Here is a 23,999-nt window from a genome sequence, read left to right as displayed (position 1 = left end):
GTCGTACGTGGGGGTGTGGGGTGTGGGGGTGTGGTCGGCCGTGCCGTGCGACCACTGTTGCGTCAGGGAAATCCGGCGTCAAGAGATGTGGCTGAGAGCGCTCTCAGAAATGTCATTCCTTCACAAGGTGGCGGTCTGCGTCGTTGTCAGTGCCAGGTGCCAGACTCGGAGGAACGGAAGCGAGATGCGACAAAGGAGTCGATCATGCTTAGTACCCGTTTCCTCACGGGTGCCCCTGTATGGGTGGACCTCGGCACTCCGGATCTGGACAGTGCCAACGCCTTCTACCGCGCGCTCTTCGGCTGGGAGTTCCAGTCCGGCGGCGAGCAATTCGGTGGATACGGCATGTATCAGTCCGACGGGAAGACGGTGGCAGGCGCCATGACCGTCCCCGCGGAGGAGGCACCGCCGTCCTGGACGCTCTACTTCAAGACGCCGGACGCGGACGCGACGAGCAAGGCGGTCGAGCAGGCAGGCGGCAGCGTCAGGTACGAGGCCATGGACGTCGGCGACCTCGGCCGCATGGCGGTGCTCGCCGACGCCCAGGGGGTCGGCTTCGCCGTCTGGCAGCCGGGCACGAACAAGGGCCTGGACCTCGTCGACGCGCCGAACAGCATGAACTGGACGGAGCTGTATACGCCGGACATCGCCGCGGCCGCAGCCTTCTACGGCAAGGTCTTCGGCTGGGGCACCACCACCCAGACCTTCCCCGGCGGTTCGTACACGATGATTCACCCCGCCGACGGCACCGCGGACGACATGTTCGGCGGTCTGTGGCCGCTGGCCGACGCCCCGGAGGAAGTCGAGGGCGGGGCCTACTGGACTCCGTACTTCCAGGTGACCGACATCGACGCGGTGCTCGCCAAGGCCGAGCCCGCCGGCGGCACGGTGCGGGTCCCGCGGATGGACCTGGCGGGCGTCGGCAGCTTCGCCAAGCTCGCCGATCCGTCCGGGGCGCGGTTCGCGCTGATGCAGCCGGAGGCGCCGAGCGCGGGCTGAGGGCGCGGCTGTCCGGCGCCGCCCGGCCGCCGCCGCGGGCGACGCCGGACAGCTTCCCGTCCACCAATTGAACCCGACCAGGGAACCCGACCAGGGAACCCGACCAGGGAACCCGACCAGGGAAGTTTCACCACCTTCCTGGCGGGCACGGAGGATTTCGCCACGCTCCAGAAGGGCCGAAACACGCCGCCGCGCCGCGTTGATCGTTCGTTGATCGGCTGTTTCGCGCGCCCTGGCAGCATCATCGGCATGAAGATCGACATGACCACCGAGCCGGAACTCGCCTGGCAGGAGCAGGCGCTGTGTGCGCAGACGGGCTCCGACTTCTTCTTCCCCGAACCGGGCAGCTCCGTACGTGAGGCGAAGTACATCTGCCAGCTCTGCGAGATGCGCCCCGCGTGCCTCGAATACGCCCTCGCCCATGACGAGCGTTTCGGCGTCTGGGGCGGCCTCTCCGAGAAGGAGCGGCTCCACCTCAGGCGTAGGTGACGTTCTCATGCGTAGGTGACCTTCTCAGGCGTACGTGACAGTGAACCTCCTCGTCCCGGCCGGGATCCGCACGTCGTCGCCCGTGACCGTCAGATCCCGGCCGTCCGCGGTCGCCGAGCGCACCGAGCCGAACCGGCACGGATAGACATAGCGGACCCGCTCCGGTGACCGGGTGATGTCCACGGTGACCCTCCGCGCGACCGCGTCATGGGTGAGGCGGTAGCCGAAGGGCACGCCGAACAGGTTCGGGGCGTCGTCGACGGCCACCGACTCGCCGTCCGGCACCCAGTGGGGACGTACGCCCGGAGCGATGTACAGGTGCGGGTCGCGGTCCTCGTCGGCCTCGAAGAAGAGGATGTCGCGGAGCAGCAGCAGATACTCGGCCGCCGCCCAGCCGTGCGGGATGTCCCCCATGTACCAGTGGCGGCCGGGGACTTCGCGGTAGTCGGACGCGACGGTGAACGCGTGCTGCTCGTTCCACGCGCCCAGCGCCACCGCACGCTCATCGGTCCGCGGCATGGACGCGCCCACGATCCAGCCGAGGAGTGCGTCCGTCCGCGCGGCGTCGCCGGCCAGCAGGTAGGCGTGCGCCAACTGCGTCGTGAGGTAGGGGCCGTAGGCGTTCCAGGCCGCCTCGTGCCGGTAGCCGCCGGTCACGAAGTGGGCGTACATCGTGTCGAGCGTGTGGCGTGCCGCCCGGTCGATGTCCTCGCCCAGCTTGCTGCCCATGTGCAGCCGCAGCGGATGGAAGAACGCCGCCGTGCCGATCATCGTCGAGTCGAGCCTGCCGACGTCGGCGGGTCCGGTCGGTATGTACGTCTCCCAGGCGCCGCGCCTGCGCTGCTCCTCCAGGACCCAGCGCACCGAGGCGGCCGTAGCGCGCTTCAAGTCGTCGAAGGCGCCCCAGAGTTCCGGCACGTCGGGGGAGCCGATGCGCTCCGCGAGCCGCGCCGCCTCGTACAGTCCGGCCAGACCCCACAGGTCGTCCCAGTAGTGCGGTTTGTCGCGCTCACCGAGGTGCTCGGCGCTCCAGCCGCTGTGCAGCAGGCCGTACTGGTCGCGGTTGTCGCGCAGCCAGCGGGCGCCGTCGATGACGTACGGCGTGTAGAGCTTCGCGCCGAAGGCGGCGGCCCGGCCGCGCGTACGGTCGAAGCGGCCGATCGCCCACAGCGCCTGGCCGTTGCTGTCCCACTCGCGGTCGTCCTTCTCGTGCGGACCGCCGTAGAAACCGTACTCGGCGCACGGCCCGATCCGGCCCGTTCCGCGGTTGAACTTGAGCGGGTAGTGCGTGCCCAACTGGCGCTCGGCAAGCGCCGAATCACCCACCAGTGAGCAGGCAGTGGCCTCGACGGACGAGTCCCGGATCCAGAAGGAGTCGTACACCGTCGGGCCGGGATGGATCTCGCCGTGGTCGGAGAGGATGAGCAGCTGTGAGCGGCACTGCCGGAACCGGTCCGTCAAGTGGGCGACCGGTGACGGGAGTTCGGGCTGCACCCCCTGTGACAGGAGCTTGTCCGTCCAGAAGTCGCGGTTGGCCTCCTCCAGACGGGCGGCGGGAGTGGCCTTGATCTCGGCCAAGTCGGCGGCCCCGCTGTAGAGATCGACAGGGAGCCGGACGTCGAGCTCGAACAGTTCGTCGTCCGCGACCCGGTAGGGCCAGGCGAACGCCGCGCTGCACAGGCCCGCGATCTGGTCCTGGGCGCGCAGCGCGCCGTTCAGCTTGCCGCCGTTGACCAGGTCATGGAACGGGCTGTGCGTGAGATAGGCGTCGGGGTCGTACGTGAAGTCCGGGTTGCCGTACACGCCGTACTGCTCGGGAGCCGTGTCGAACACCGGGCCCCACCCGCTGTTGGTCTCCACCCGCCCCTCGTCCGGCAGATGGCGCAGGAACGTCAGGCGCCGGTCGGTGATCTGGCGGCCGTTGCGGTCGTGCCGCTGGAAACCGCTCGGCCCGGCCGGCATGACCGCCGCGCACAGCCAGCCCTCGCGCGGCTGCCCGGTCGCGCTGCCCACCGTCAGACGGGTCACGACCAGATCGCGCTCCCGTGCGCCGACGACGGTCGCGAAGGTCCGCTGCACGAACTCGGTGCCGTCGGCGCTGCGGAACGTCGTCAGGACCACCGGCAGATGCGGTGCCTCCATGCGCTGCCCGACCGTCCCGCCGCTCGTCAGCTGCGGCAGATGCAGGGCGCCGGTCGCCGGATCGTAGAGGAAGAAGGAGAGGCAGTACTTGTCGTAGACGGGCTCGATCTCGCCCGCCTGGCCGATCAGCGACTCCTGGCGGTGGTCCTTCACGCCCACCATGTGCCAGTAGCGGTACAGGGCGTTGGAGGCGAAGGCCGCCTCCTTGGACTCGTACGTTCCCGCGTCGAAGTCGTCGCTCCAGCGCCGGAAGGCCGCCTGCGCCCACCAGGGCACGGGATAGGGCAAGCGTGCCCTCCCCGCCCAGCCGCGCCACATGACCTCGTAGAACATCCATTCATGGGTCTGCGCCATGGGTTCCACCCCCGCTGCCCACCGTTGCACCGGGGCGGGCGGCCGTAAATCCGTTCGGCACGGCGGTCCTCGCGCGGTTACGATCCGGGGGCGCGGGCGGACCGATCACGCCTGGTCCGCGCGGATGCGGGGTCCTGTAGAGCAGAGGCAGACTCGCCGCCCTCTCAAGGCGGATACGCCGGTTCGAATCCGGCCGGGACCACGGGCGGGCGGCACGGGCGGGGCGGGACGGATGAGCGAGAGCGGCGGGATCAGCGAGGCGGACCTCGCGGTCTTCCACGACGTGGTCGGCAGGCTCCGCGAGCTGCCCGTCGACGACCCGGCGCGGCTGCGCGCCGAGCAGGTCGCCGCGTCCTTCGCCCGCGACGGACGGCTGCGCAGGCGCAAGGCGCGCGGCGCCGAACTCTCCGCCGCCGACGCAGCCGTGATGGCCGCCACCGCCACCGGGGCCGACGACCGCCGCGAGGACGCGCCGCTGGTCGCCGAGACCTCGATGAGTGCCGCGGGGGCCTTCCGGCGGCCACGGCCCTGCTATGTCTGCAAGGCTTCGTATCGACAGGTCGACTCCTTCTACCACCGGCTCTGTCCCGACTGCGCCGCCGACAACCGCGCCAGGCGCGCGCTCACCACCGACCTGAGCGGGCGCCGCGCGCTGCTCACCGGGGGCCGCGTGAAGATCGGCTTCCAGCTGGCCCTGATGATGCTGCGAGACGGCGCCGAACTCCTGGTCACCAGCCGCTTCCCGCACGACACGGAGCGACGCTTCCGCGCGGTGCCGGGCAGCGAGAAGTGGCTCGACCGGCTCACGGTGCTCGCCGTGGACCTGCGCGACCCGCGCCAAGTCCTCGGCCTGTGCGAGGAGTTGCGGCAGGCGGGCGAGCCGCTGGACATCCTGGTCAACAATGCCGCGCAGACGGTCAGGCGACCGCCCGAGTCGTACGCGGCGCTCACGGCGGGGGAGTCGGCGACGCTGCCCGCCGGGGCGCGTGGGGCGCCCGGGTTCCGGCCGATGCGGGCCCTTGACGGTTCCGCCGCGCGGGGCGCGCTCGCCCTGGTCCTTCGCGAGGCCGACGAGGCGGGGCTGCTGCCCGACCCCTCGCCGGAGAACTCCTGGTCGGCGCGGCTCGGCGACCTCGACCCCGCCGAGGTCCTGGAGACCCAGCTGGTCAACGCGCTCGCCCCGGCCCTGCTCTGCGACCGGCTGCTGCCCCTGCTGCTCGCCTCGCCCCGCCCCCGTACGTACATCGTCAACGTCACGGCGGTCGAGGGCCGCTTCGCGGTGCGCAACAAGATGCCCGGACACCCGCACACGAACATGGCGAAGGCCGCCCTGAACATGCTCACCCGCACCAGCGCGGCCGAACTCGCCGAGCACGGCGTGCACATGTGCGCCGTCGACACCGGCTGGATCACGGACGAGAACCCGGCGCCCAAGAAGGACCGCATCGCCGGCGCGGGCTTCCGCACACCCCTCGACGTGGTGGACGGCGCGGCGCGGATCTACGACCCGATCGTGCGCGGCGAGGCGGGCGCACCCGTCTCCGGGGTCTTCCTCAAGGACTACCGGGAGGCGGAGTGGTGAACGACCCGGCGACTGTGGGCCCGTTCGCGTTCGCGGGAGTTCCGCGTGTCGTGCCGCGCCCCGCCGCCGAACTGGCGCCGCTGCTCGACTGGTTGAGGGGTGGCCGTCCGGCGGGCGAGCGCCTCGACTTCGCGGCCGGCACGGTGCTTCCGGACGGGCGGCTCGACCTGTGCAAACAGTCGCTCGGAGCGGAGGGTGCCGCGCTGGTCGCCGATGCGCTGCGGGGCGGCCCGGATGCTGAACGGCCGTCTCCGGTACGTCACTTGCTGCTCGGCACCGACGGCCTGGGCGACGAGGGGGCGGCCGTCGCGGCGACCACCGCGACAGGGACCAAGGGCGTCGAGACCCTCTACCTCGGCTGCAACGGCATCACCGCGGGCGGCGCCTGCCGCATCGCGGATCAGTTGCGGGCCTCGCCGCAGGTGGTGACGGGCGTCTGGCTCAAGCGTAATCCGCTGGGTCCGCGGGGCGGCGCCGCAGCGACCGAACTGATCGAATCCGTACGGACATTGCGCACGCTCGACCTCGTCCAGACGGGGCTCGACGCGGCTGGTACCGCCGTTCTCGCCGACGCGCTGCTCGCGGCGGCCGCTGCGGGGCGGCGCGTCGAGCGGGTCTTCCTGGGCGGCAATCCGCTCGGTCCGGCGGGGGCCGCACCGCTCGCCGAGTTGATCGCCGGGGGCGGGGTGCGTGAACTGTACGTATCGGCGGCGCAGTTGGGCGACGCGGGTGCGCTGCGGCTCGCGGAAGGCCTTGAGCGTGCGCCGTGGGGCGGGCTCGACCGCCTCGCCGTCGCCAGCAACGGCATCGGGCCACGCGCCGCCGCGCGGCTCGTCGCGGCCGCCGTGGCCGCCGGGGTCGAGCAGCTCGACCTCGGCAGGGTGCGCGCCGCGGGGGCGCTCGGCGCGACGGACAACCGTGTCGACGACGCGGCCGCCGCCGCCATCGCCGGAAGTCTCGCCGCGGGCGAGCACCGCCTGGCCCACCTGGTGCTCAGCCACACCGGCCTGCGCAGCCGGGAGGCGCACCGGCTTCTGGAAACCGCCGCGTTGGCGCTGACGCCTACCCGTTTCGTCCTCGGCCAGGGCGTCGCGGCCAGCGTCAAGCGGCGGCTTGCGGTGTTGAGCCGAGGCATCCCCGCACCGGCGGTGTCGGCGGACGTCGCCGCCGTGCGCAGTGCGTCGAGCGGCCGTAACCGAGCAGGCTCGGGGCGAAGGTGTCGATTCCCGCCCGCGCGAGTGCTTCCTGCGTGCTGAGTTGGCCGCCTTCCGGGGCGGGGTGGCGCAGGTCGAACGCCGGCGAGGCGGTTTCGGTGCGGCCGTGGATCAGTACCGCGCCCTGTTGGCCACCCCCGGGCATTTGCCGTTCGCGTACACCGGCCGGACACGGTGCACCTGGATCCTCGCCGGGCGGCCGTCGAACTGGGGGTCAGGCATGAGCCCGCGCGGCACCCTGAACCTCAGAAAGTGATTCCTGGTGTCGACGCCGGTCGGCGCCGCGTCGCATGGCCGGGCCGACGGCTTGGTGGCAGCGGCCATCGACGCCGTTTCGGAGCCGAAGGTGCCGGCGATCAGGCAGACGCACAGCAAGAGCCACCTCATCCGGGCCCCGGACGTTCGGCGTCTCGCACACCTGCCCGGCGCGCGTTCGTGGCTCTCTGGGGTGGTGTGCATGGCATCTCCCGACGGGACTGCTGCGTATCGGTCCGGTACGGCCGCCGGTGGGTGGTGCCCGCCTGTCGGCCGGAGCAGCCGTTGGCAGCATCCTTCGGCCTCGTGCGGTCACCTGCCGGGCAGGCTCGGCTGAACGGACCCGGATACGATTCACCCCAAGGGCGGGGTCGTAGCGCAGAGGCAGTCGCGTCGGTCTCCAAAACCGGAACACGCTGGTTCGATTCCAGCCGCCCCGCCCCCCTCACCTCTGCACCCCGTCACCTCCGTATCACCCTCACCTCCGCAATTCGCTGTTCCCGGGCCGGTCCCGCCAGGCAGAATCCGCGCATGGCCCCGCCCGAGAAGACCGCCGCCCGCTATCTGCTCTCCGACCTCGACCCGCTGTCGTATCCGCGCCGGATGCGCGAGATCGCCGAGAGCGCCCGGGACTTCGCGGCGCGCGGCGCGCTGCGGTCGGTCCTGGAGGAGCTGGAGTGCGGCGGGCCCTACGAGCGTGGCGTGGCCATCGTGCTCGCCTGCGCCGGCGGGGACGCCGAGTGGACCGGGGCGCGTCTTGCCGACCCAGACCCCTTCGTGCGCGGGCACGCGCTGCGCATCGCGGGGAGCCATCGGGTGCCGGACGCCGCCTTCGAGGCCGCGCTCGACGATGCCCCCGAAGCGGTGCGGCGGCAGTTGCTGCACGCGATCGTCGCCGGGCGCCGCACCGAGCTTGCCGATCGCGTCATCCGCCCGCTGCGGCGCGCGTGGGGTGACACGGATGCGGCCCGGCTGCTGCCCGGCTGCTCGGTCCCCGTGGTGGAGCGGCTGCTGCCGGAGCTCTTCCACGCCGTGCGCGGGTGGCGCCCGCTGGCGAAGCGGCACGCGGGTGTGCTCATCGACGTGGCGGCACGCGACCTGGGCGCGCTGCCCGAGGCGCTGCGGGACGTGTGGTGGCAGCGGTACGCGATGGGGATCGCGGCGGCCGTGGGCGCGGAGCCGGTGCGGGTGCTCGACCTGCTGGAGCGGTTCGCACCCGGTGCGTTCCCCGCACAACTGCGGTCGCATCTCGGTGTGTTGGCCGACGCGGCGCCGGGACGCGTCCTGGAGATCCTCACCGGGACGTGGGGGTGGTCGCTGCGGCGCAGTGGTGCGCTCACGATGCCCGTGCTGCGCAAGCTCGCCCGCTCCGGCGCTCCCGAACTCCTCGCGTACGCCCGTGCCGTCGCCGACGACTCCGCCGACCTCTCGCGGCTGATCCTCGCGCACCCGCCGGGGGAGCGGGCCGCCGTGTACGCGCGGGCCGTCGAGGGGCGCGGCGCGGGGTTCTTCACCGTCGACGGGGGCCTCCTCGAGGCGCTGCCCCGCAGTGCGGTCGCCGATGTGGCCCGGCGGATGGCCGAGCGGGCCAAGGAGCGTGGCGGGCACGGGAGTTCCGTGCTGCTCGCCGAGTCCTTCCTGCCCTGCGACGAGGTGCGCGAGCGGCTCGTGGCGGCGACGCGGCGGGCGTCCGCCGAGGAGCGCGCGGAGGCCTGGCCGCTGCTGGTCCGCAATGCCGCGCGCTCCGGGGAACGCGCTCAAGTCGCCGCCGTACTCGAGGAGATGACGCGCATCGCCAACGAGCAGGACCCGGTGCGCTCGGCCGCCCTGTCCGCGCTCGCCGAGACCCGCCCCGCCCTCTTCGGCGCCGAGGCCGAACCGTTCCTCGACCGGATCTCCGCGGACGCCGTCGCGGCCCGCGACTCCTCGCACGGCACCCGCGGCGCGCTCAGCCGCCTTGCCGTCGCCGTGCTGCGCGAGCACGCGGCGGGCGGGGAGCGGGAGTTGGTGAACTGGGCGCTGCGCACCCTCGTCCGGATCTCCGGCAGCACCGGCGGCGCCGACCTCGGCCGCCTCGACCGCACGCTGCGCCGCGGCCAGGAGCACCAGGTGTTCGACGCGCTGCGCCCGTGGATCGAGGCGGGCGCCGAGAAGGCCGACTACAGCCTGGTCTTCGCGCTCGCCCGCGCCGTGGGCAGGCGCGCCGCCGGCCTGCCCGAGCTCCAGGAACTCCTCTGGCAGGCCATTCGGTTCGGCAGCAACGCGACCGTGTCGAAGGCGATCGGACTGTGGCTGGAACCGGCCGCGTCGCGCGATGAGCGCGTCGCGCGGGTTCTCGCGCAGGAGCCTTCGACGGGCGCGCTGATCCCGGTGTACTCGCTGCTGTGCGGACGCCGCACGGACCTGCTCGACCAGCTCCTTTCCGGCACACCGCCGTACGGACGCTTCCTGACCAAGGGCGCGGCGTGGACCGTACCGGCCTACGCCTGGCAGATCCGCCGCTGGCTCCCGCGCCAACAGGGCGCGCTGGTACGGCAGTTGGCTCGGGCGGCGAGTGATGCCGGGCTGCCGCAGTGGAACCGTGCGGCGGCCATCGCGCGGGGCGCGTGCATGCCCGGCGCGGGCGAGGAGCTCGTACGCCGCTGGGCCGGATCGCCCGACACCGTGCTCGCCGAGGCGGCCCTCGGCGCGCTCGCCCACACCCAGCGGCCGGGGGACTCCCTGCCCGAGCTGCTCGCGCACGCGGGGGGTGAGCGGGCGCGCGTCGCCGTGTACGCGGCCACGCAGGCGTCCCGCCACCTCGCACCGTCCCGCCTCGCGGCGCTGTTGCGGGAGGTCCTGTGCGGCGAGGGCAAGAAGGTGACGAGCCGCAAGGAGGCCGCGAGGCTCGCCGCCGTACGGCTGCCCGCGCCCGAGGCGGCGGCGCTGCTCGGTGACGCCTTCGAGGCTCCGGGCGCCCACCGTGACGTACGGGCGGCGTGTGTCGCCTTCGCGGGCGGGCTGCTCGGCGAGGAGCGGGTGTGGGGGCTGCTGCGGGACGGCGCGGCGGGCGATGCGGTGCTGCGGACGGCCGTGCTGCGGGTGCGGCCGCTCGATCTGGCGCAGCGGCATCGGGAGCGGTACGCGCGTCTCGTACGCGAGGTGGTGGGCGCCGATGACGACGACGCGGCGGCCCTGGGGCTTTCGGCGCTCGCGCGGTGGGCCCCGTGGTCGCCGGATGCGGCCGCGCTCCTCGCGGAGGCCGTCGCGGACCTGTCCCGGCGGGCCACGTGGCGCGCGGCGGCGCGGGGGCTCGTGACGGCGGCGGCGATCGCGCCGCGCGGGGGAGAGGCGCTGTGCGGGGCGCTTGCGGCGCTGGCGGAGGCGGAGGCGGAGCCCGCTGCGACTCCGGGCCGGGATCTGCCCGCCCGTCGGCGCATCGAGTATCTGGCGGAGACGCTGGCCGAGGAAGGCGAGGCCTATCGGATTCCCGCTCTGGCCGCGGGTGGCGTGCTCGCCGGGTACGCGGACTACGTGCCACAGGCCGCGGAGATCCTTGTGGCGGCGCTGGATGTCGACGCGGAGCCCGGTGCGGCGCTGCTGCGGCTTGCCCGGTTGCACGAGGGGCGACCGGCGCTCGCCCTGCGGACCGCGATGGCCCTCGGCGCCCGTTTCGCGGACATGGAACACACGAAGGAGGCCCTGCTGCTGCCCGTGGCGCACCGCCTCGCGGACGAGGGCGGCCATGCGGAGGGGCTCTTCGCCCTGGCGGTGACGGATGCGCTCGGCGAGCGGGCGGACTGGCCCGAGGCCTGGCGGGACCTGCTCGTGTCCCTGCGACGCCATCCGGTCCCGGACGTCCGGGACGCGGCTCTGGCGGTGTGCTTACTTCCCCCGCGCGGCCATCCGCGCCTTACGCGCGGCCAGCTTCTCGTCGAACTTGGCGGCCTCGGTGTCGAGCCCGTTCATGTACAGGCCGAGCTCTTCCTGCGCCTTGAGACCCTCGGGGCCGAGCCCGTCGATGTCCAGGACCTTCAGGTAGCGAAGGACGGGCTGGATCACGTCGTCGTGGTGGATGCGCATGTTGTAGATCTCGCCGATCGCCATCTGTGCGGCGGCCCGCTCGAAGCCGGGCATGCCGTGTCCGGGCATCCGGAAGTTGACGACGACGTCGCGCACGGACTGCATGGTGAGGTCGGGGGCGATCTCGAAGGCCGCGCCCAGGAGGTTGCGGTAGAAGACCATGTGCAGGTTCTCGTCGGTGGCGATGCGCGCCAGCATCCGGTCGCAGACCGGGTCGCCCGACTGGTGGCCGGTGTTGCGGTGCGAGACGCGGGTCGCGAGCTCCTGGAAGGCCACGTAGGCGACCGAGTGCAGCATCGAGTGGCGGTTGTCGGACTCGAAGCCCTCGGCCATGTGCGCCATGCGGAACTGCTCGAGCTTGTCCGGGTCCACGGCGCGCGAGGCCAGGAGGTAGTCGCGCATCACGATGCCGTGGCGGCCCTCCTCGGCGGTCCAGCGGTGCACCCAGGTGCCCCAGGCGCCGTCGCGGCCGAAGAGGGTGGCGATCTCGTGGTGGTAGCTGGGGAGGTTGTCCTCGGTCAGGAGGTTGACGACCAGGGCGACCTTGCCGATGTCGGTGACCTTGGACTGCTCGGGCTCCCAGGCCTCGCCGTCCTCGAAGTAGCCGGGGAAGTTCCGGGCGTCCGAGAACGGGACGTACTCGTGCGGCATCCAGTCCTTGGCCACCTTCAGGTGGCGGTTGAGCTCCTTCTCGACCACTTCTTCCAGGGCGAACAGCAACCGGGCGTCGGTCCAGTCGTCCGTGCTGCCGAGGTGGGGAGAGGTGATCGTCACGGGTGCTCCAGGGGGGACGGGAGATTTTTCGGATTACGGGCTACAGGGGGTTACCAGGCCGCACGAGCGGGTGCTACCTACCTACGGTGTCGTAGGTTACGTTGCCGTAGGTTAAACCCTCCGTAAAGTGCCTGAGGAAGCGGGGCCCATCGGCCCCCGTCGCCACGTCCGCCCCAGTACTGGTCAGGCGTACAGCTCGCGGAGCCGCACTGAGAGGCATGTCACACAGCCTTCTAGCTTCTCGAACTCGCTGATGTCCACCACGACCGGTTCGAACCCGAGATCCGTGAACAGCTCCGCGCTCTTCGGGGCGCTCGCCGCCATCAGCAGCTTCGAACCGCCGAGCAGCACCACGTGCGCCCCCGACTCCTCCGGCACGGGCAGGAAGCGCGGGAAGAGCGAGGGGGTGTCCACCAGCGGCGGGTGGCCGACGACCGTGCCGTCGGGCAGCGCCGTCACGGCGGACTTCAGGTGCAGGACCTTGCTGACGGGTACGGCGACGACCTGCGCGCCGAGCGGCTCGAAGGCCGCCCGCAGCTGCCGTACGCCCGCCGCGTTCGTGCGCCCGCCGCGTCCGACGTAGATCGTGTCGCCGATCTTGAGGATGTCGCCGCCGTCGAGCGTCCCCGGCTCCCACACCCAGTTCACCGAGGCGCCGAGCCGGGCCACCGCCTCCTCGACACCGGCCGTCTCGCCGCGCCGCGACTCGGCGCCCGGCCTGGCGATCAGCGCCACATTGCGGAAGACCACGGCCGCGTCCTCGACGAAGACCGAGTCCGGGCAGTCGTCGGCGGGCTCCACCTCGAGCGTCTCCCAGCCGTGCGCCCGCAGCGCCTCGGCGTACGCCTCCCACTGCTCGAGGGCGAGGCCCGCGTCGACCGGCGTCCGTTCGATGTGGGTGACCAGGCCCTCGGCGAGGCGCGGGCTGGGGCGGCGGATCAGCGCTTTCTTGCTGGGCACGGGGCGTTCTCCGTAGGGCGGCGGCGGGGGGCGCCCGGCCCGGCGGGGTGCGCCGGGCCGGGGTGTTGCCGCACATCATGCAGCGCGCGAGGGCTCCAGGCCCAGGTCTCGCCGCAGATGGGCGGCGGTGAACGACCCTTCCGCGCCGATCGGCTGCTCCAGCGTCCCCTCGAAGACGACGCGGCCGCCGTGCTTGCCGCCGTCCGGACCGAGGTCGATCACCCAGTCCGCGTGCTTGACGACCTCCAGGTTGTGCTCGACGACGAGCACCGTGTTCCCCGCGTCGACAAGCCGGTCCAGGAGGGCGAGCAGCCCGCCCACGTCCGCCATGTGCAGGCCGGTCGTCGGCTCGTCCAGGACGTACGTCGTGCCGGTGCGGTGCAGCTGTGTCGCGAGCTTGATTCGCTGCCGCTCGCCGCCCGAGAGCGTGCTCAGGGGCTGCCCGAGCGTCAGGTAGGTGAGCCCGACGTCCCGCAGCCGGCGGCGTACCGCCTTGTCGTCGACGGCGGCGAGGAAGTCGAGCGCGCGCCCGGCCGTCATCTCCAGGACGTCGACGATGGAACAGCCGTCCACGGTGAGCCGCAGCACCTCGTCCTTGAAGCGCCGCCCCTCGCACGTCTCGCAGGTCGTGGTCACCGGATCCATGAACGCGAGATCGCTGCAGATGATCCCCCGGCCCTGGCAACTCTCGCAGGCGCCACGGGAGTTGAAGCTGAAGAGCCCCGCCTCCCGGCCGGTCTTGCGGGCGAACAGCTTGCGCAGCGAGTCCATGATCCCGAGATACGTCGCAGGGGTCGACCGGCCCGAGATGCCGATGCCCGACTGGTCGACGACCACGGCGTCCGGATGCTCCTCGACGAACGCCCGCGACACGAGCGTGCTCTTGCCCGAGCCCGCGACCCCCGTCACCGCCGTGAGCACCCCGGTCGGCACGCGCACGCTGACGTCCTTGAGGTTGTGCAGGTCGGCGCCCTTGACCCAGCGCCCGCCGACCGCCTCGCGCGGGCTCTCCTTGACGCCCGTCGAGCGCCGCAGGGACCGGCCGGTGAGCGTGTCCGCGTGCCGCAGCTCCTCCGGCGTCCCCTCGAAGACGACCAGGCCGCCTCCGGTGCCCGCGTCAGGACCCATGTCGACGACGTGGTCGGCGACGGCGATCACATCGGGGTCGTGCTCGACGACCAGGACGGTGTTCCCCTTGTCGCGGAGCCGCAGCAGCAGATCGTTGAGGCGGCCCACGTCGCGCGGGTGCAGGCCGACGCTGGGTTCGTCGAAGATGTACGTCATGCCGGTGAGGCTGGAGCCGAGGTGCCGCACCATCTTCAGGCGCTGCCCCTCGCCGCCGGAGAGCGTGGACGTCTCGCGGCCGAGGCTGAGATAGCCGAGGCCGATCGCCTCGATCCGTTCAAGGGCCGCAACGGCCGCTCCCGCGACGGGGCCCGCCACCGGGTCGTCGATGCGCTCCAGGGCGGCGATGAGGTCGGTGACCTCCATGCGCGCGCAGTCCGCGATGCTCAGGCCGTCGATACGGGTTGCGAGCGCAGCCGCGTTGAGCCGCGCCGGTGTTGTTGACGTTGACCTTGCCGCCGTTCCCGCCGCCGCGCATCAGGAACTCCCGCTCGGCGGCGGTGAATTGACCCACCGGCTTGTGCGTGTCCAGGTCGGGTGTGTTGGTGTACGTCTGGCCCTGCCAGGTCCCCACGGCGAACGGCGGGAAGAGGATCGCGCCGTCCGCGAGGGACTTGGCGGGGTCCAGGATGCGGTCGTCATCGGGCCGCACGGTGCGGCCCAGACCGTGGCACTCGGGGCACATGCCCGAGGGGTCGTTGAACGAGTACGCCGTGGCGGGACCGGCGCTCGGTGTGCCGTGCCGCGAGAACAGCACGCGCATCACCGAGTAGATGTCCGTCATGGTGCCCATTTCCCGATCCCGAGACTCCGGTGAAGACGGTGAGCCTGCCCTTCGGGATGCGCAGGCTCACCTCCTTGAGGTTGTTCTCACGGGCTCCGGTGATGGTGATGTATTGCCGCATACACGCGAAGCTAGCCGGAATACCCGACGGCTTCTGTCGTGATTTCTTTCATTTCGCCGTCGAGGAGCAGCCAGCGTGTGATGCCGATCGACTCCAGGAACGGCACGTCGTGACTGGCCACGATCAGTGCTCCCTCGTACGACTCCAGGGCCGTGGCCAGCTGCTTCACGCTCGCCATGTCGAGGTTGTTCGTCGGCTCGTCGAGCATCAGGAGCTGCGGCGCGGGCTCCGCGAGCAGCAGCGCGGCCAGTGCCGCCCGGAACCGCTCGCCGCCCGACAGGGTCGCCGCCCGCTGGTCGGCCCGCGCCCCCTTGAACAGGAAGCGGGCGAGGCGCGCCCGGATCCGGTTGTTGGTGGCGTCGGGCGCGAACCGCGCCACGTTCTCGGCGACGGTCAGCTCGTCGTCGAGCACATCGAGCCGCTGCGGCAGGAAGCGCAGCGGCACATGGGCCAGCGTCTCCCCCTCGACGGCTTCCAGCTCCCCGGCGATCGTACGGAGCAGGGTCGTCTTGCCCGCCCCGTTGCGCCCGACCAGCGCGACCCGCTCGGGGCCGCGCAACTCGAACTCGCCCGCCACGCACGCCCCGTAACGCAGTGTCAGATTGCTCAGACCGAGTACGGTGCGGCCCGGCGGGACCGCGGTGAACGGCAGGTCGACGCGGATCTCGTCGTCGTCACGCACCGCTTCCACGGCGTCGTCCAGGCGCTCCTTCGCCTCGGAGAGCTTCTCCTCGTGCATGATGCGGTGCTTGCCCGCGGACACCTGCGCCGCGCGCTTGCGCTCGCCCATGACGATCTTCGGCTCGCGCTTCTGGTCCCACATCTTCTGGCCGTACCGCTTGCGGCGGGCCAACTTGACCTGGGCGTCGGCCAGTTCACGCTTCTGCTTCTTCAGGTCGGACTCGGCGACGCGCACCATGCGCTCCGCCGCCTCCTGCTCGGCGGCCAGTACCTCCTCGTACGCGGTGAAATTGCCTCCGTACCACTTCACTTCGCCGTCCCTGAGGTCGGCGATCTGGTCGACCAGGTCGAGCAGGGCGCGGTCGTGACTGACCACGACAAGCACTCCGGACCAGGCCTCGACGGCCTCGTACAGGCGCCGACGGGCGTGCAGGTCAAGGTTGTTGGTGGGTTCGTCGAGGAGCAGTACGTCGGGCCTGCGCAGCAGCAGCGCCGCGAGGCGCAGCAGCACCGACTCGCCGCCCGACACCTCGCCGGTCGTGCGGTCCAGGCCGATGTGGCCGAGGCCGAGCTGGTCGAGGGTCGCGACGGCGCGCTCCTCGACGTCCCAGTCGTCGCCGACCGCCGTGAAGTGCTCCTCGGCGACGTCGCCCGCCTCGATGGCGTGCAGCGCGGCCCGTTTCCCGGCGATGCCGAGGACGTCGTCGACGCGCAGTCCGGTGTCGAGGGTGACGTTCTGCGGCAGATAGCCGATGTCGCCCGCGACGCGGATGGCGCCTTCGCCCGGCGTCAGCTCACCGGCGATCAGCTTCAACAGGGTTGATTTTCCTGACCCGTTGACGCCGATGAGGCCGGTCCTGCCGGGGCCGAAGGCCACCTGGAGCCCGTCGAAGACACCGGTGCCGTCCGGCCAGGTGAAGTCGAGCGACGTGCAGGTGATGGAGGTGGGGTGAGTAGACATACAGGCCTCGCGGTTGCGTGAGATGAAGCGCGGTCAAGGGGCAACGCGTTTCGGGACACCGCGGGGTGCGACAGAGAGGCGGAGAGGGAGGCGTCAGCGCGGGGGCATGAAAAAGGGCCCTGCGCCGGGGACGGCTCGTACGCCGAGGTCGCACGCTACGCACACAGCCGAGCTGTGTGACGCGGTGACTCCAGACCTCAGACGAGCAACGTCCTTCTCCTATCGGCGGCAACAGAACCGCTATACAACGTACGAGGAGGTCGGTCCGCTGTCAACGAATTAATGTGAGGCTCGCTCTCGGACGTGCAGCCGGGCGTACATGTCGGATTCTCGCCAGCCCCCTCCACGGAACGCTGATTGAGTGGTCCGCATGACGACGACGAACCTCCGTGACAGCGCTCTGAAGTTCCGCTCCCTGCACACGCCGGGACGGCCGCTCGTGCTGCCGAACGCGTGGGACGGGGCGAGTGCCCGCATCGTCGAGGCCGCGGGCGCCGCGGCCGTCGCCACGACCAGTGCCGGGGTCGCCTGGGACCTCGGTGCGGCGGACGGCGACCGGCTCGGCAGGGACCGCGCGCTCGGCACGGTCGCCCGGATCGCGGACGCGGTCGGGGTGCCGGTGACCGCCGACATCGAGAGCGGCTACGCGCGGGACCTGGCGGGCGTCACGGACACGGTGCGCGCGGTGCTCGCGGCGGGCGCCGTCGGCGTGAACATCGAGGACGCGCTGTACGACGGTGACGCACCGCTGCGTCCGGTCGCCGAGCAGGCGGAGCGCATCGCGGCGGCCCGTGCGGCGGCCGACGCCGCCGGTGTGCCGCTGTTCGTCAACGCGCGCATCGACACATATCTGCGCGGCGTGGGCGCGCGTGTCGACCGCGTCGGTCTGACCCTGGAGCGGGCGGCCGCCTACCTCACCGCGGGAGCGGACGGGATCTTCGTGCCGGGGGCGGTCGATCCGGCGACGGTCAAGGTGCTCGTCGAGGGCGTGGCGGGGCCGCTCAATGTGATGGCGGGCCCGGGTGCGCCGTCGGTCGCGGAGTTCGCCGGGCTCGGGGTCGCGCGGATCAGCGTGGGCGCCGGCCTCGCGCAGGCCGCGCACGCCGTCGTGCGCAGGGCCGCGCGGGAGCTGCTCGCCGAGGGGACGTACGAGTCGCTGGCGGGCGGGCTCGACTACGGGGAGCTGAACGCGCTGCTCGGCTCCTGAGAGTGGGGCGGCCGGGGCGGCGGCGTCAGCAGGCGTCCCGCATCAGTTCGGCGAGGTCCTGGTCCAGGTCGACGTGCAGATGCTCGTCGCCCGCGGGGACCAGGACCATGGTGCGGTGCAGGAAGCGGCGCAGTTCGCCGGAGCGGACGTGGACGATCGCCGTGCCCTCGGGGGCGTGGAACTCCAGGACGGTGCGGTCGAATCCGTAGGGGCGCACCCGTACGTCGCCGTCGCCCACCATGTACTCCATGCCCTGGGCGAGCAGGTCACGGGCGAAGGTCCAGCAGACCTCGATGCCCTCGAGGGTCGCCGGGGCGGGGAAGCTCATGTGGACGGCGAACGGGTCGCGCGGGTCGTAGTGGAGCTTCGCGGGGATGGTCGGCATCCGCGGGGCGGCCGCTACCAGGCGGGCCTCTACGGCTTGCTCGATGCAGTTGGACAACGCCTGCTCCCTCACTGACAGCTGGACGACTGGGGTCGGCACAGGGATAGACGTCGGAATGACGCAATCCGTGCACGCGAACACCGAGTGACCTCGGTCACCGCCCCTGTATTCACTCTTTTCACGGGATTCCCTGAAGGATCCAGGCGTTCCGGGGGCCCCGCCGGTCCAGGGCGGCCATCTGGACGGCGCCGGGGGAGTGGGCTAGCTTCGCCCGCCATGAGGGGCATGGGGAATTCGAGGCGGACGGTGCGGGCGGGACAGACGGGGCGGATGGTCCGGACAGGGCCGGTGCGGTCGCTGGGCCGTGTGATGTCGGTGGGACTGTGCGGGGCGGCGTTCGCGGCGACGGTACTCGCGGCGCCCGCGCTCGCGCAGGCGCCGACCAACGAGCACGGGGGCTGGGACCTGAAGGGCAGCGGCACCGATTCCCGCTTCCGCGGCCTCGCCGCCGTCAGCCGCGACACCGCCTGGGCGGCCGGTTCCAAGGGCACGGTCCTGCGCACCACGGACGGCGGCGCGAGCTGGCGCGACGTCTCCCCGCCCGGGGCCGCCGAGCTGGAGTTCCGCGACATCGAGGCGTTCGACGGCCGCCGAGCCGTGGTTCTCGCCATCGGCGAGGGCGAGGCGTCGCGGGTCCTGCGCACCGCGGACGGCGGCGCGACCTGGACCGAGTCGTTCCGCAACACCGACCCCAAGGCCTTCTACGACTGCATGACCTTCTTCGACCGGCGCCACGGCCTCGCGATGAGCGACCCGGTCGACGGCAAGTACCGCATCCTGTCCACCGGCGACGGCGGCCGCTCCTGGAAGGTGCTGCCCAGCGACGGGATGCCCGCCGCCCAGGAGGGTGAGGCGGGCTTCGCCGCCAGCGGCCAGTGCCTGGTGAGTTCGGGCCCCCGTGATGTGTGGCTGGCGACGGGCGGCGCGGCACGCGGGCGTGTCCTGCACTCCGCCGACCGCGGCCGCACCTGGACGGCCACCGACGCCCCGATCCCCGCGGGCGATCCGGCCCGCGGCGTCTTCGGCCTCGCCTTCCGCGACCGTACGCACGGCATCGCGGTCGGCGGCGACTACCGCGCCGACCGGCCCTCTCCGAAGGCGGCGGCCACCACGGGCGACGGCGGCCGCACCTGGACCCCGTCCGCACAGCCCCCGCCCGCCTACCGCTCGGGCGTCACCTGGCTGCCGGGGAGCCGCACCACGGCACTGGCCGTCGGGCCGACCGGCACCGACGTCACCGCGGACGGCGGGCGCGGCTGGCGGACCGTCGACACGGGGTCGTACGACACGGTGGACTGCGCCCGGGACCGGTCCTGCTGGGCGTCCGGCGAGAAGGGCCGCATCGCCCGCTGGGAGCGGGACCAAGGGCCCGACGCGGGGCGGAACTAGGGCAACTGCTCCCGGTACGGGGCGAGCTCCGGGGCGGTCTTCGTCGCGTAGAACTCCGTGATCCGGTACTCGCAGACCTCCGCGACGACGAAGGGATCGCTCGCCGCGATCTTCTCGATCGCCGGGCGGTCGTCGGCGACGGCGAGGATCACGCCGCCGTCGCGCGGATTCTTGCGCCCCGAGGCGATGAAGACGCCCTGGGCGTACAGCTGGTCGAGCCAGGTGATGTGCGCCTCCATCTCCTTGTCGACGGCGGAGACGGGCGCGGTGTAGGTCAACTCGAGAACGAACATGATCGCGAGGCTACCGCTGTGGGTGCACCCGCGGGCACGTGCCGGACGGTGGGCACCCTTGTGGCCTGACTTGATGTGTGCATGATCTACATCAGGGAAGGGGTGCCCATGGAGGGTCATGCCATCGGTTTACGGGGACTGCGCAAGACCTACGGAGATGTCGACGCCGTCGACGGGATCGATCTCGACATCGGCCACGGCGAGTTCTTCTCGCTGCTCGGTCCGTCGGGCTCCGGCAAGACCACGGTGCTCCGGCTGATCGCCGGCTTCGAGACACCGACCGCGGGCAGTGTCGCGCTCGCGGGCCGGGACGTCACCCGCAGCGCCCCCTTCGAGCGCGACGTCACCACGGTCTTCCAGGACTACGCGCTCTTCCCGCACATGACGGTGGAGCAGAACGTCGCCTACGGCCTGAAGGTGCGCGGCGCGTCCCGGTCCCGGCAAGCGGCACGCGCGCGTGAAGCACTCGAGGGCGTACGGCTGGAAGGGCTCGGCAGGCGCCGCCCCGGACAGCTCTCCGGAGGGCAGCGTCAGCGCGTCGCGCTCGCCCGCGCCCTGGCCGTGCGGCCCCGTGTACTGCTCCTCGACGAACCCCTCGGCGCCCTCGACCGCCGGCTCCGCGAGCAGATGCAGGGCGAACTGACGCAGTTGCAGCGCGAGGTGGGCATCACCTTCGTCCTGGTCACCCACGACCAGCAGGAGGCCCTCACGATGAGCGACCGGATCGCCGTCCTGAACGCGGGCCGGATCGAGCAGACCGGGACCCCCGCCGAGATCTACGAGCGTCCCGCCACGTCCTTCGTCGCGGGGTTCGTCGGCACGTCCAACGTGCTGACGGGGCCGGTCGCCGAACGGATCATCGGCGCGCCAGGAACGTACGGCATCAGACCGGAGAAGATCCGGGTCCTGGCGGACGGCGTCGCCGAGGAGGCCCGAAGGACCGAGGAGGCCGAAAGGGCCGAGGTGGCCGATCACTGCACCGCCTCGGGAGCCGTCGTAGAAACCGTGTATCTGGGTGACCTCACCCGCATCCTGATCGACCTCGACGCCGGCGGCCGGCTGACCGTCGTACGGCAGAACCTGGAGTCGTCGGCCGACGACATCGCCGCCCTGCGCGGCGCACGCGTGCGGCTGAGCTGGCACCGGAGGCACAACGTCCCACTCAACCAGGCTCGTTGACCCCTACCGACCGGGAGTTCTCGTGCGTCTCACTCGTACCCTCACGGCGGCGCTCACGCTGGGCGCCCTGACCCTCGCCACCGCCTGCGGCTCGTCCGACGGCGAGGGGAGCAAGGGCTCGCCCGGCGGCCAGGGCTTCACCCCGCCCAAGCTCAGCGCGCGGAAATCCCTCGGAAAGGCGGAGGGCGAGGTCAATCTGATCGCCTGGGCCGGATACGCCGAGGACGGTTCGAACGACCCGAAGGTCGACTGGGTCACCCCCTTCGAGAAGAAGACGGGCTGCCAGGTGAACACCAAGGTCGCCGGCACCTCCGACGAGATGGTGAACCTCATGAAGACCGGTCAGTACGACGCGGTCTCGGCCTCCGGCGACGCTTCGCTGCGGCTCATCGCGTCCGGCGACGCGGCACCCGTCAACACCGGCCTCGTGCCCCACTACAAGGACGTCTTCCCGGGCCTGAAGAACCAGAAGTGGAACTCCGTCAAAGGCGTCCCCTACGGCATCCCGCACGGCCGCGGCGCCAACCTCCTGATGTACCGCACCGACAAGGTCACCCCGGCCCCCGAATCCTGGTCGGCGGTCTTCGGCGCCGCCTCGAAGCACAAGGGCAAGGTCACCGCGTACGACTCGCCCATCTACATCGCCGACGCCGCGCTCTATCTGATGAAGACGGAGCCGGACCTCGGCATCAAGAACCCCTACTCGCTCGACCAGAAGCAGTTCGACGCCGCCGTCGGCCTCCTGAAGAAGCAGAACGCCAACGTGGGCGAGTACTGGAGCGACTACCTGAAGGAGGTCTCGGCCTTCAAGAGCGGCGACTCCGTGATCGGCACCAGCTGGCAGGTCATCGTGAACACCGCCCAGGCGGAGAAGGCCCCCGTCAAGGCGGTGCTGCCCAGGGAGGGCGCCACCGGCTGGTCCGACACCTGGATGGTCTCCGCGAAGGCCGAGCACCCCAACTGCGCCTACAAATGGCTCGACTGGATCGTCTCGCCCAAGGCCAACGCCCAGGTCGCCGAGTACTTCGGCGAGGCGCCCTCCAACGCCAAGGCCTGCGACGAGACCGCCGACAAGCAGCACTGTGCGACCTTCCACGCCGACGACGCCGACTACTGGAAGCGCGTCCACTTCTGGACCACGCCCATCCCGCAGTGCCTGGACGGACGCGACGACGTGAAGTGCGTGCCCTACGCCAAGTGGGTGCAGGCCTGGACGGAGATCAAGGGCTGACGTGACCGACGACGCCGGCACCGACGTGCCGAAGGACGCCGGCACCATCGTGAACCGGGCCGCCGGGGCGCTGCACCGGCGCCCCCGGCTGCGCCTGACCCTGCTCCTGACGGCGCCGCTGACCTGGCTCGTGATCGCCTACATCGGCTCGCTCGCGGTTCTCTTCCTCTCCGCGTTCTGGACGACCGACCCCTTCACGTCGGACGTGGTGAAGACCTGGACGACGGACAACTTCCGGGCGCTGTTCACGACGGACGTCTACCGGCGGGTCGCGCTGCGCAGCGTCGGCGTCGCGCTCGCGGTCACGCTGCTGTGCGTCGTGATCGCCTTCCCCGTGGCCTTCTTCACGGCGCGCGTGGCACGGCCCCGCTGGCGTCCGCTCCTCGTCGTGGCGATCCTCACGCCGCTGTGGGCGAGCTATCTCGTCAAGGCGTACGCGTGGCGCGTGATGCTCGCCGAGGGCGGCCCGCTCGACTGGGCGCTGCGGCCGCTCGGCCTCTCCGGCCCCGGCTACGGCCTGACGGCCACGGTGATCGTCCTGACCTACCTCTGGCTGCCGTACATGATCCTGCCGATCCACGCGGGCCTGGAGCGCGTTCCGGACAGCCTCCTGGACGCCTCCGCCGACCTCGGGGCGCGGTCCTGGCGCACCTTCAGGACGGTGCTGCTGCCCCTTGTCCTCCCTTCGGTCGCCGCGGGCTCTGTCTTCACGTTCTCGCTCAGCCTCGGCGACTACATCGCCGTACAGATAGTCGGTGGGAAATCCCAACTCATCGGCAATCTCGTCTACTCCAACATCACGCTCGACCTGCCGATGGCCGCGGCGCTCGGCACGGTGCCCGTGGTGGTCATCGTGCTGTATCTGCTGGCCGTGCGGCGCACGGGGGCGTTGAACAGTCTGTGAGGTGCAACTCATGACGTGTGACGGAGAGGGTCGCTGATGCACCTGTCGCGTACGGCGCGCATCACCCTGCGGGTGACCGCGGCGCTGGGCTTCGCGGTGATCTACGTACCGCTGATGCTCGTCCTGGTCAACTCCTTCAACCGGGACCGGAGTTCGGGATGGCCGCCGTCCGGTCTGACGTGGCGCTGGTGGCACGATGCGTGGCGGAGCGCGGGTGTGCGGGACGCGCTGTGGACGTCGGTGCGGGCGGGCCTCGGCGCGACCGCGATCGCCCTGGTCCTCGGCACGCTGGTCGCGTTCGCGGTGGCGCGGTACCGGTTCTTCGGGCGTGAGGTGATCTCGTTCGTGGTCGTCCTGCCGATCGCGCTGCCCGGCATCATCACGGGTGTCGCGCTGAACACGGCGTTCCGGACGGTGCTCGAGCCGATCGGCATCGGGCTCGGCCTGTTCACGGTGGTGGTCGGGCACGCGACGTTCTGCGTCGTCGTGGTCTTCAACAACGTCGCCGCGCGGCTGCGGCGCCTTTCGGGTTCGTACGAGGAGGCGGCGATGGATCTCGGGGCGCACACGTTCCGCGTGTTCCGCGACATCACGTTCCCCCTGATGCGGTCGGCGTTGCTGGCCGGAGGGCTGCTGTCCTTCGCGCTCTCCTTCGACGAGATCGTGGTGACCACGTTCACGGCGGGGCCCGGCGTGCAGACCTTGCCGGTGTGGATCTTCTCCAACATGGCGCGGCCGCAGCAGGCGCCGGTGGTGAACGTGGTGGCGGTGGGGTTGGTGGTGCTGTCGGTCGTGCCGGTGTACGTGGCGCATCGCTTGTCGGCGGGGAAGGGGATGGGGAAGGGGAT

16 protein-coding genes, 2 tRNA genes and 1 pseudogene are annotated in these 23,999 nt (G+C 71.6%); 12 read left to right on the top strand and 7 right to left on the bottom strand.

Annotated elements, in window-relative coordinates:
• Window positions 1-204: 204 nt before the first annotated feature.
• A complete protein-coding gene (locus tag E2651_RS22520; RefSeq protein WP_135333002.1) occupies window positions 205-999 on the top strand; it encodes a VOC family protein in 795 nt (264 codons plus the stop codon).
• Between the two features lie 249 nt (window positions 1,000-1,248).
• On the top strand, window positions 1,249-1,488 hold the full coding sequence (locus tag E2651_RS22515) for a WhiB family transcriptional regulator (RefSeq protein WP_135333001.1): 240 nt from the start codon (window positions 1,249-1,251) through the stop codon (window positions 1,486-1,488).
• Window positions 1,489-1,512: 24 nt separating this feature from the next.
• On the opposite strand, the gene E2651_RS22510 is transcribed toward E2651_RS22515, so the two are convergent.
• Window positions 1,513-3,984, bottom strand: coding sequence for a hypothetical protein (locus tag E2651_RS22510; protein WP_135333000.1), 2,472 nt, complete (start codon window positions 3,982-3,984; stop codon window positions 1,513-1,515).
• Window positions 3,985-4,114: 130 nt separating this feature from the next.
• On the opposite strand from E2651_RS22510, the gene E2651_RS22505 reads away from it, so the two are divergent.
• The 4 genes from E2651_RS22505 to E2651_RS22490 all read left to right on the top strand — a co-directional run bounded on the left by E2651_RS22505 (window position 4,115) and on the right by E2651_RS22490 (window position 7,476).
• Window positions 4,115-4,186, top strand: a tRNA-Glu gene (locus tag E2651_RS22505).
• A gap of 30 nt (window positions 4,187-4,216) precedes the next feature.
• On the top strand, window positions 4,217-5,566 hold the full coding sequence (locus E2651_RS22500) for an SDR family oxidoreductase (protein ID WP_135332999.1): 1,350 nt from the start codon (window positions 4,217-4,219) through the stop codon (window positions 5,564-5,566).
• Window positions 5,563-6,822, top strand: a complete 1,260-nt coding sequence (locus tag E2651_RS22495) for a ribonuclease inhibitor (protein WP_245239099.1) — start codon at window positions 5,563-5,565, stop codon at window positions 6,820-6,822. Before E2651_RS22500 ends, E2651_RS22495 begins: the two co-directional genes overlap by 4 nt.
• Window positions 6,823-7,400: 578 nt before the next feature.
• Window positions 7,401-7,476: transfer RNA gene (locus tag E2651_RS22490), tRNA-Trp, on the top strand.
• 3,423 nt (window positions 7,477-10,899) lie between these two features.
• Here the strand turns inward: E2651_RS22490 and E2651_RS22480 are convergent.
• From E2651_RS22480 to E2651_RS22465, 4 genes and pseudogenes are all read right to left on the bottom strand, one after another.
• Complete coding sequence (locus tag E2651_RS22480) at window positions 10,900-11,871, bottom strand: acyl-ACP desaturase (protein WP_135333005.1); 972 nt, start codon at window positions 11,869-11,871, stop codon at window positions 10,900-10,902.
• Between the two features lie 183 nt (window positions 11,872-12,054).
• Window positions 12,055-12,831, bottom strand: a complete 777-nt coding sequence (gene ddaH, locus E2651_RS22475; protein ID WP_135332998.1) for a dimethylargininase — start codon at window positions 12,829-12,831, stop codon at window positions 12,055-12,057.
• Window positions 12,832-12,906: 75 nt separating this feature from the next.
• Window positions 12,907-14,861 (bottom strand): annotated as a pseudogene (locus E2651_RS22470) (ATP-binding cassette domain-containing protein).
• A 10-nt stretch (window positions 14,862-14,871) separates the two neighbouring features.
• Window positions 14,872-16,503 carry an ABC-F family ATP-binding cassette domain-containing protein gene (locus E2651_RS22465; protein WP_135332997.1) on the bottom strand — a complete coding sequence of 544 codons (1,632 nt, stop codon included), beginning with the start codon at window positions 16,501-16,503 and terminating at the stop codon, window positions 14,872-14,874.
• A gap of 370 nt (window positions 16,504-16,873) precedes the next feature.
• Between E2651_RS22465 and E2651_RS22460 the strand changes: the two genes are divergently transcribed.
• Window positions 16,874-17,710, top strand: coding sequence for an isocitrate lyase/phosphoenolpyruvate mutase family protein (locus E2651_RS22460; protein ID WP_135332996.1), 837 nt, complete (start codon window positions 16,874-16,876; stop codon window positions 17,708-17,710).
• A gap of 25 nt (window positions 17,711-17,735) precedes the next feature.
• On the opposite strand, the gene E2651_RS22455 is transcribed toward E2651_RS22460, so the two are convergent.
• Window positions 17,736-18,152 carry an SsgA family sporulation/cell division regulator gene (locus E2651_RS22455; RefSeq protein ID WP_135332995.1) on the bottom strand — a complete coding sequence of 139 codons (417 nt, stop codon included), beginning with the start codon at window positions 18,150-18,152 and terminating at the stop codon, window positions 17,736-17,738.
• 312 nt (window positions 18,153-18,464) lie between these two features.
• On the opposite strand from E2651_RS22455, the gene E2651_RS22450 reads away from it, so the two are divergent.
• A complete protein-coding gene (locus E2651_RS22450; protein ID WP_135333004.1) occupies window positions 18,465-19,544 on the top strand; it encodes an oxidoreductase in 1,080 nt (359 codons plus the stop codon).
• Here E2651_RS22450 and E2651_RS22445 read toward each other — a convergent pair.
• The gene (locus E2651_RS22445) at window positions 19,541-19,837 is read right to left on the bottom strand and encodes a YciI family protein (protein ID WP_135332994.1); all 297 of its coding nucleotides are present in this window, start codon (window positions 19,835-19,837) and stop codon (window positions 19,541-19,543) included. The genes E2651_RS22450 and E2651_RS22445 overlap by 4 nt on opposite strands.
• A 108-nt stretch (window positions 19,838-19,945) precedes the next feature.
• On the opposite strand from E2651_RS22445, the gene E2651_RS22440 reads away from it, so the two are divergent.
• The 4 genes from E2651_RS22440 to E2651_RS22425 all read left to right on the top strand — a co-directional run.
• Window positions 19,946-21,016, top strand: coding sequence for an ABC transporter ATP-binding protein (locus E2651_RS22440; protein ID WP_135333003.1), 1,071 nt, complete (start codon window positions 19,946-19,948; stop codon window positions 21,014-21,016).
• Window positions 21,017-21,038: 22 nt separating this feature from the next.
• Window positions 21,039-22,247, top strand: a complete 1,209-nt coding sequence (locus tag E2651_RS22435) for an ABC transporter substrate-binding protein (protein ID WP_135332993.1) — start codon at window positions 21,039-21,041, stop codon at window positions 22,245-22,247.
• Between the two features lies 1 nt (window position 22,248).
• The gene (locus E2651_RS22430; protein ID WP_135332992.1) at window positions 22,249-23,151 is read left to right on the top strand and encodes an ABC transporter permease; all 903 of its coding nucleotides are present in this window, start codon (window positions 22,249-22,251) and stop codon (window positions 23,149-23,151) included.
• 36 nt (window positions 23,152-23,187) lie between these two features.
• Window positions 23,188-23,999 (top strand): ABC transporter permease (locus E2651_RS22425; protein WP_135332991.1); only part of this gene is annotated, 812 nt, incomplete at its 3' end.

It is taken from the genome of Streptomyces sp. MZ04 (assembly GCF_004684775.1).
Lineage (GTDB): Bacteria > Actinomycetota > Actinomycetes > Streptomycetales > Streptomycetaceae > Streptomyces.
The sequence above is the reverse complement of the archived record's forward strand: the minus strand, read 5'-3'. Positions and strand labels throughout refer to the sequence as shown.

Excerpts from the sequence above, each read along its gene's own strand:
- E2651_RS22520 (WP_135333002.1), top strand. The coding sequence starts at position 205 with ATGCTTAGTACCCGTTTCCTCACGGGTGCCCCTGTATGGGTGGACCTC.
- E2651_RS22515 (WP_135333001.1), top strand. The coding sequence starts at position 1,249 with ATGAAGATCGACATGACCACCGAGCCGGAACTCGCCTGGCAGGAGCAG.
- E2651_RS22510 (WP_135333000.1), bottom strand. The coding sequence starts at position 3,984 with ATGGCGCAGACCCATGAATGGATGTTCTACGAGGTCATGTGGCGCGGC.
- E2651_RS22500 (WP_135332999.1), top strand. The coding sequence starts at position 4,217 with ATGAGCGAGAGCGGCGGGATCAGCGAGGCGGACCTCGCGGTCTTCCAC.
- E2651_RS22465 (WP_135332997.1), bottom strand. The coding sequence starts at position 16,503 with ATGTCTACTCACCCCACCTCCATCACCTGCACGTCGCTCGACTTCACC.
- E2651_RS22460 (WP_135332996.1), top strand. The coding sequence starts at position 16,874 with ATGACGACGACGAACCTCCGTGACAGCGCTCTGAAGTTCCGCTCCCTG.
- E2651_RS22450 (WP_135333004.1), top strand. The coding sequence starts at position 18,465 with ATGTCGGTGGGACTGTGCGGGGCGGCGTTCGCGGCGACGGTACTCGCG.
- E2651_RS22445 (WP_135332994.1), bottom strand. The coding sequence starts at position 19,837 with ATGTTCGTTCTCGAGTTGACCTACACCGCGCCCGTCTCCGCCGTCGAC.
- E2651_RS22440 (WP_135333003.1), top strand. The coding sequence starts at position 19,946 with ATGGAGGGTCATGCCATCGGTTTACGGGGACTGCGCAAGACCTACGGA.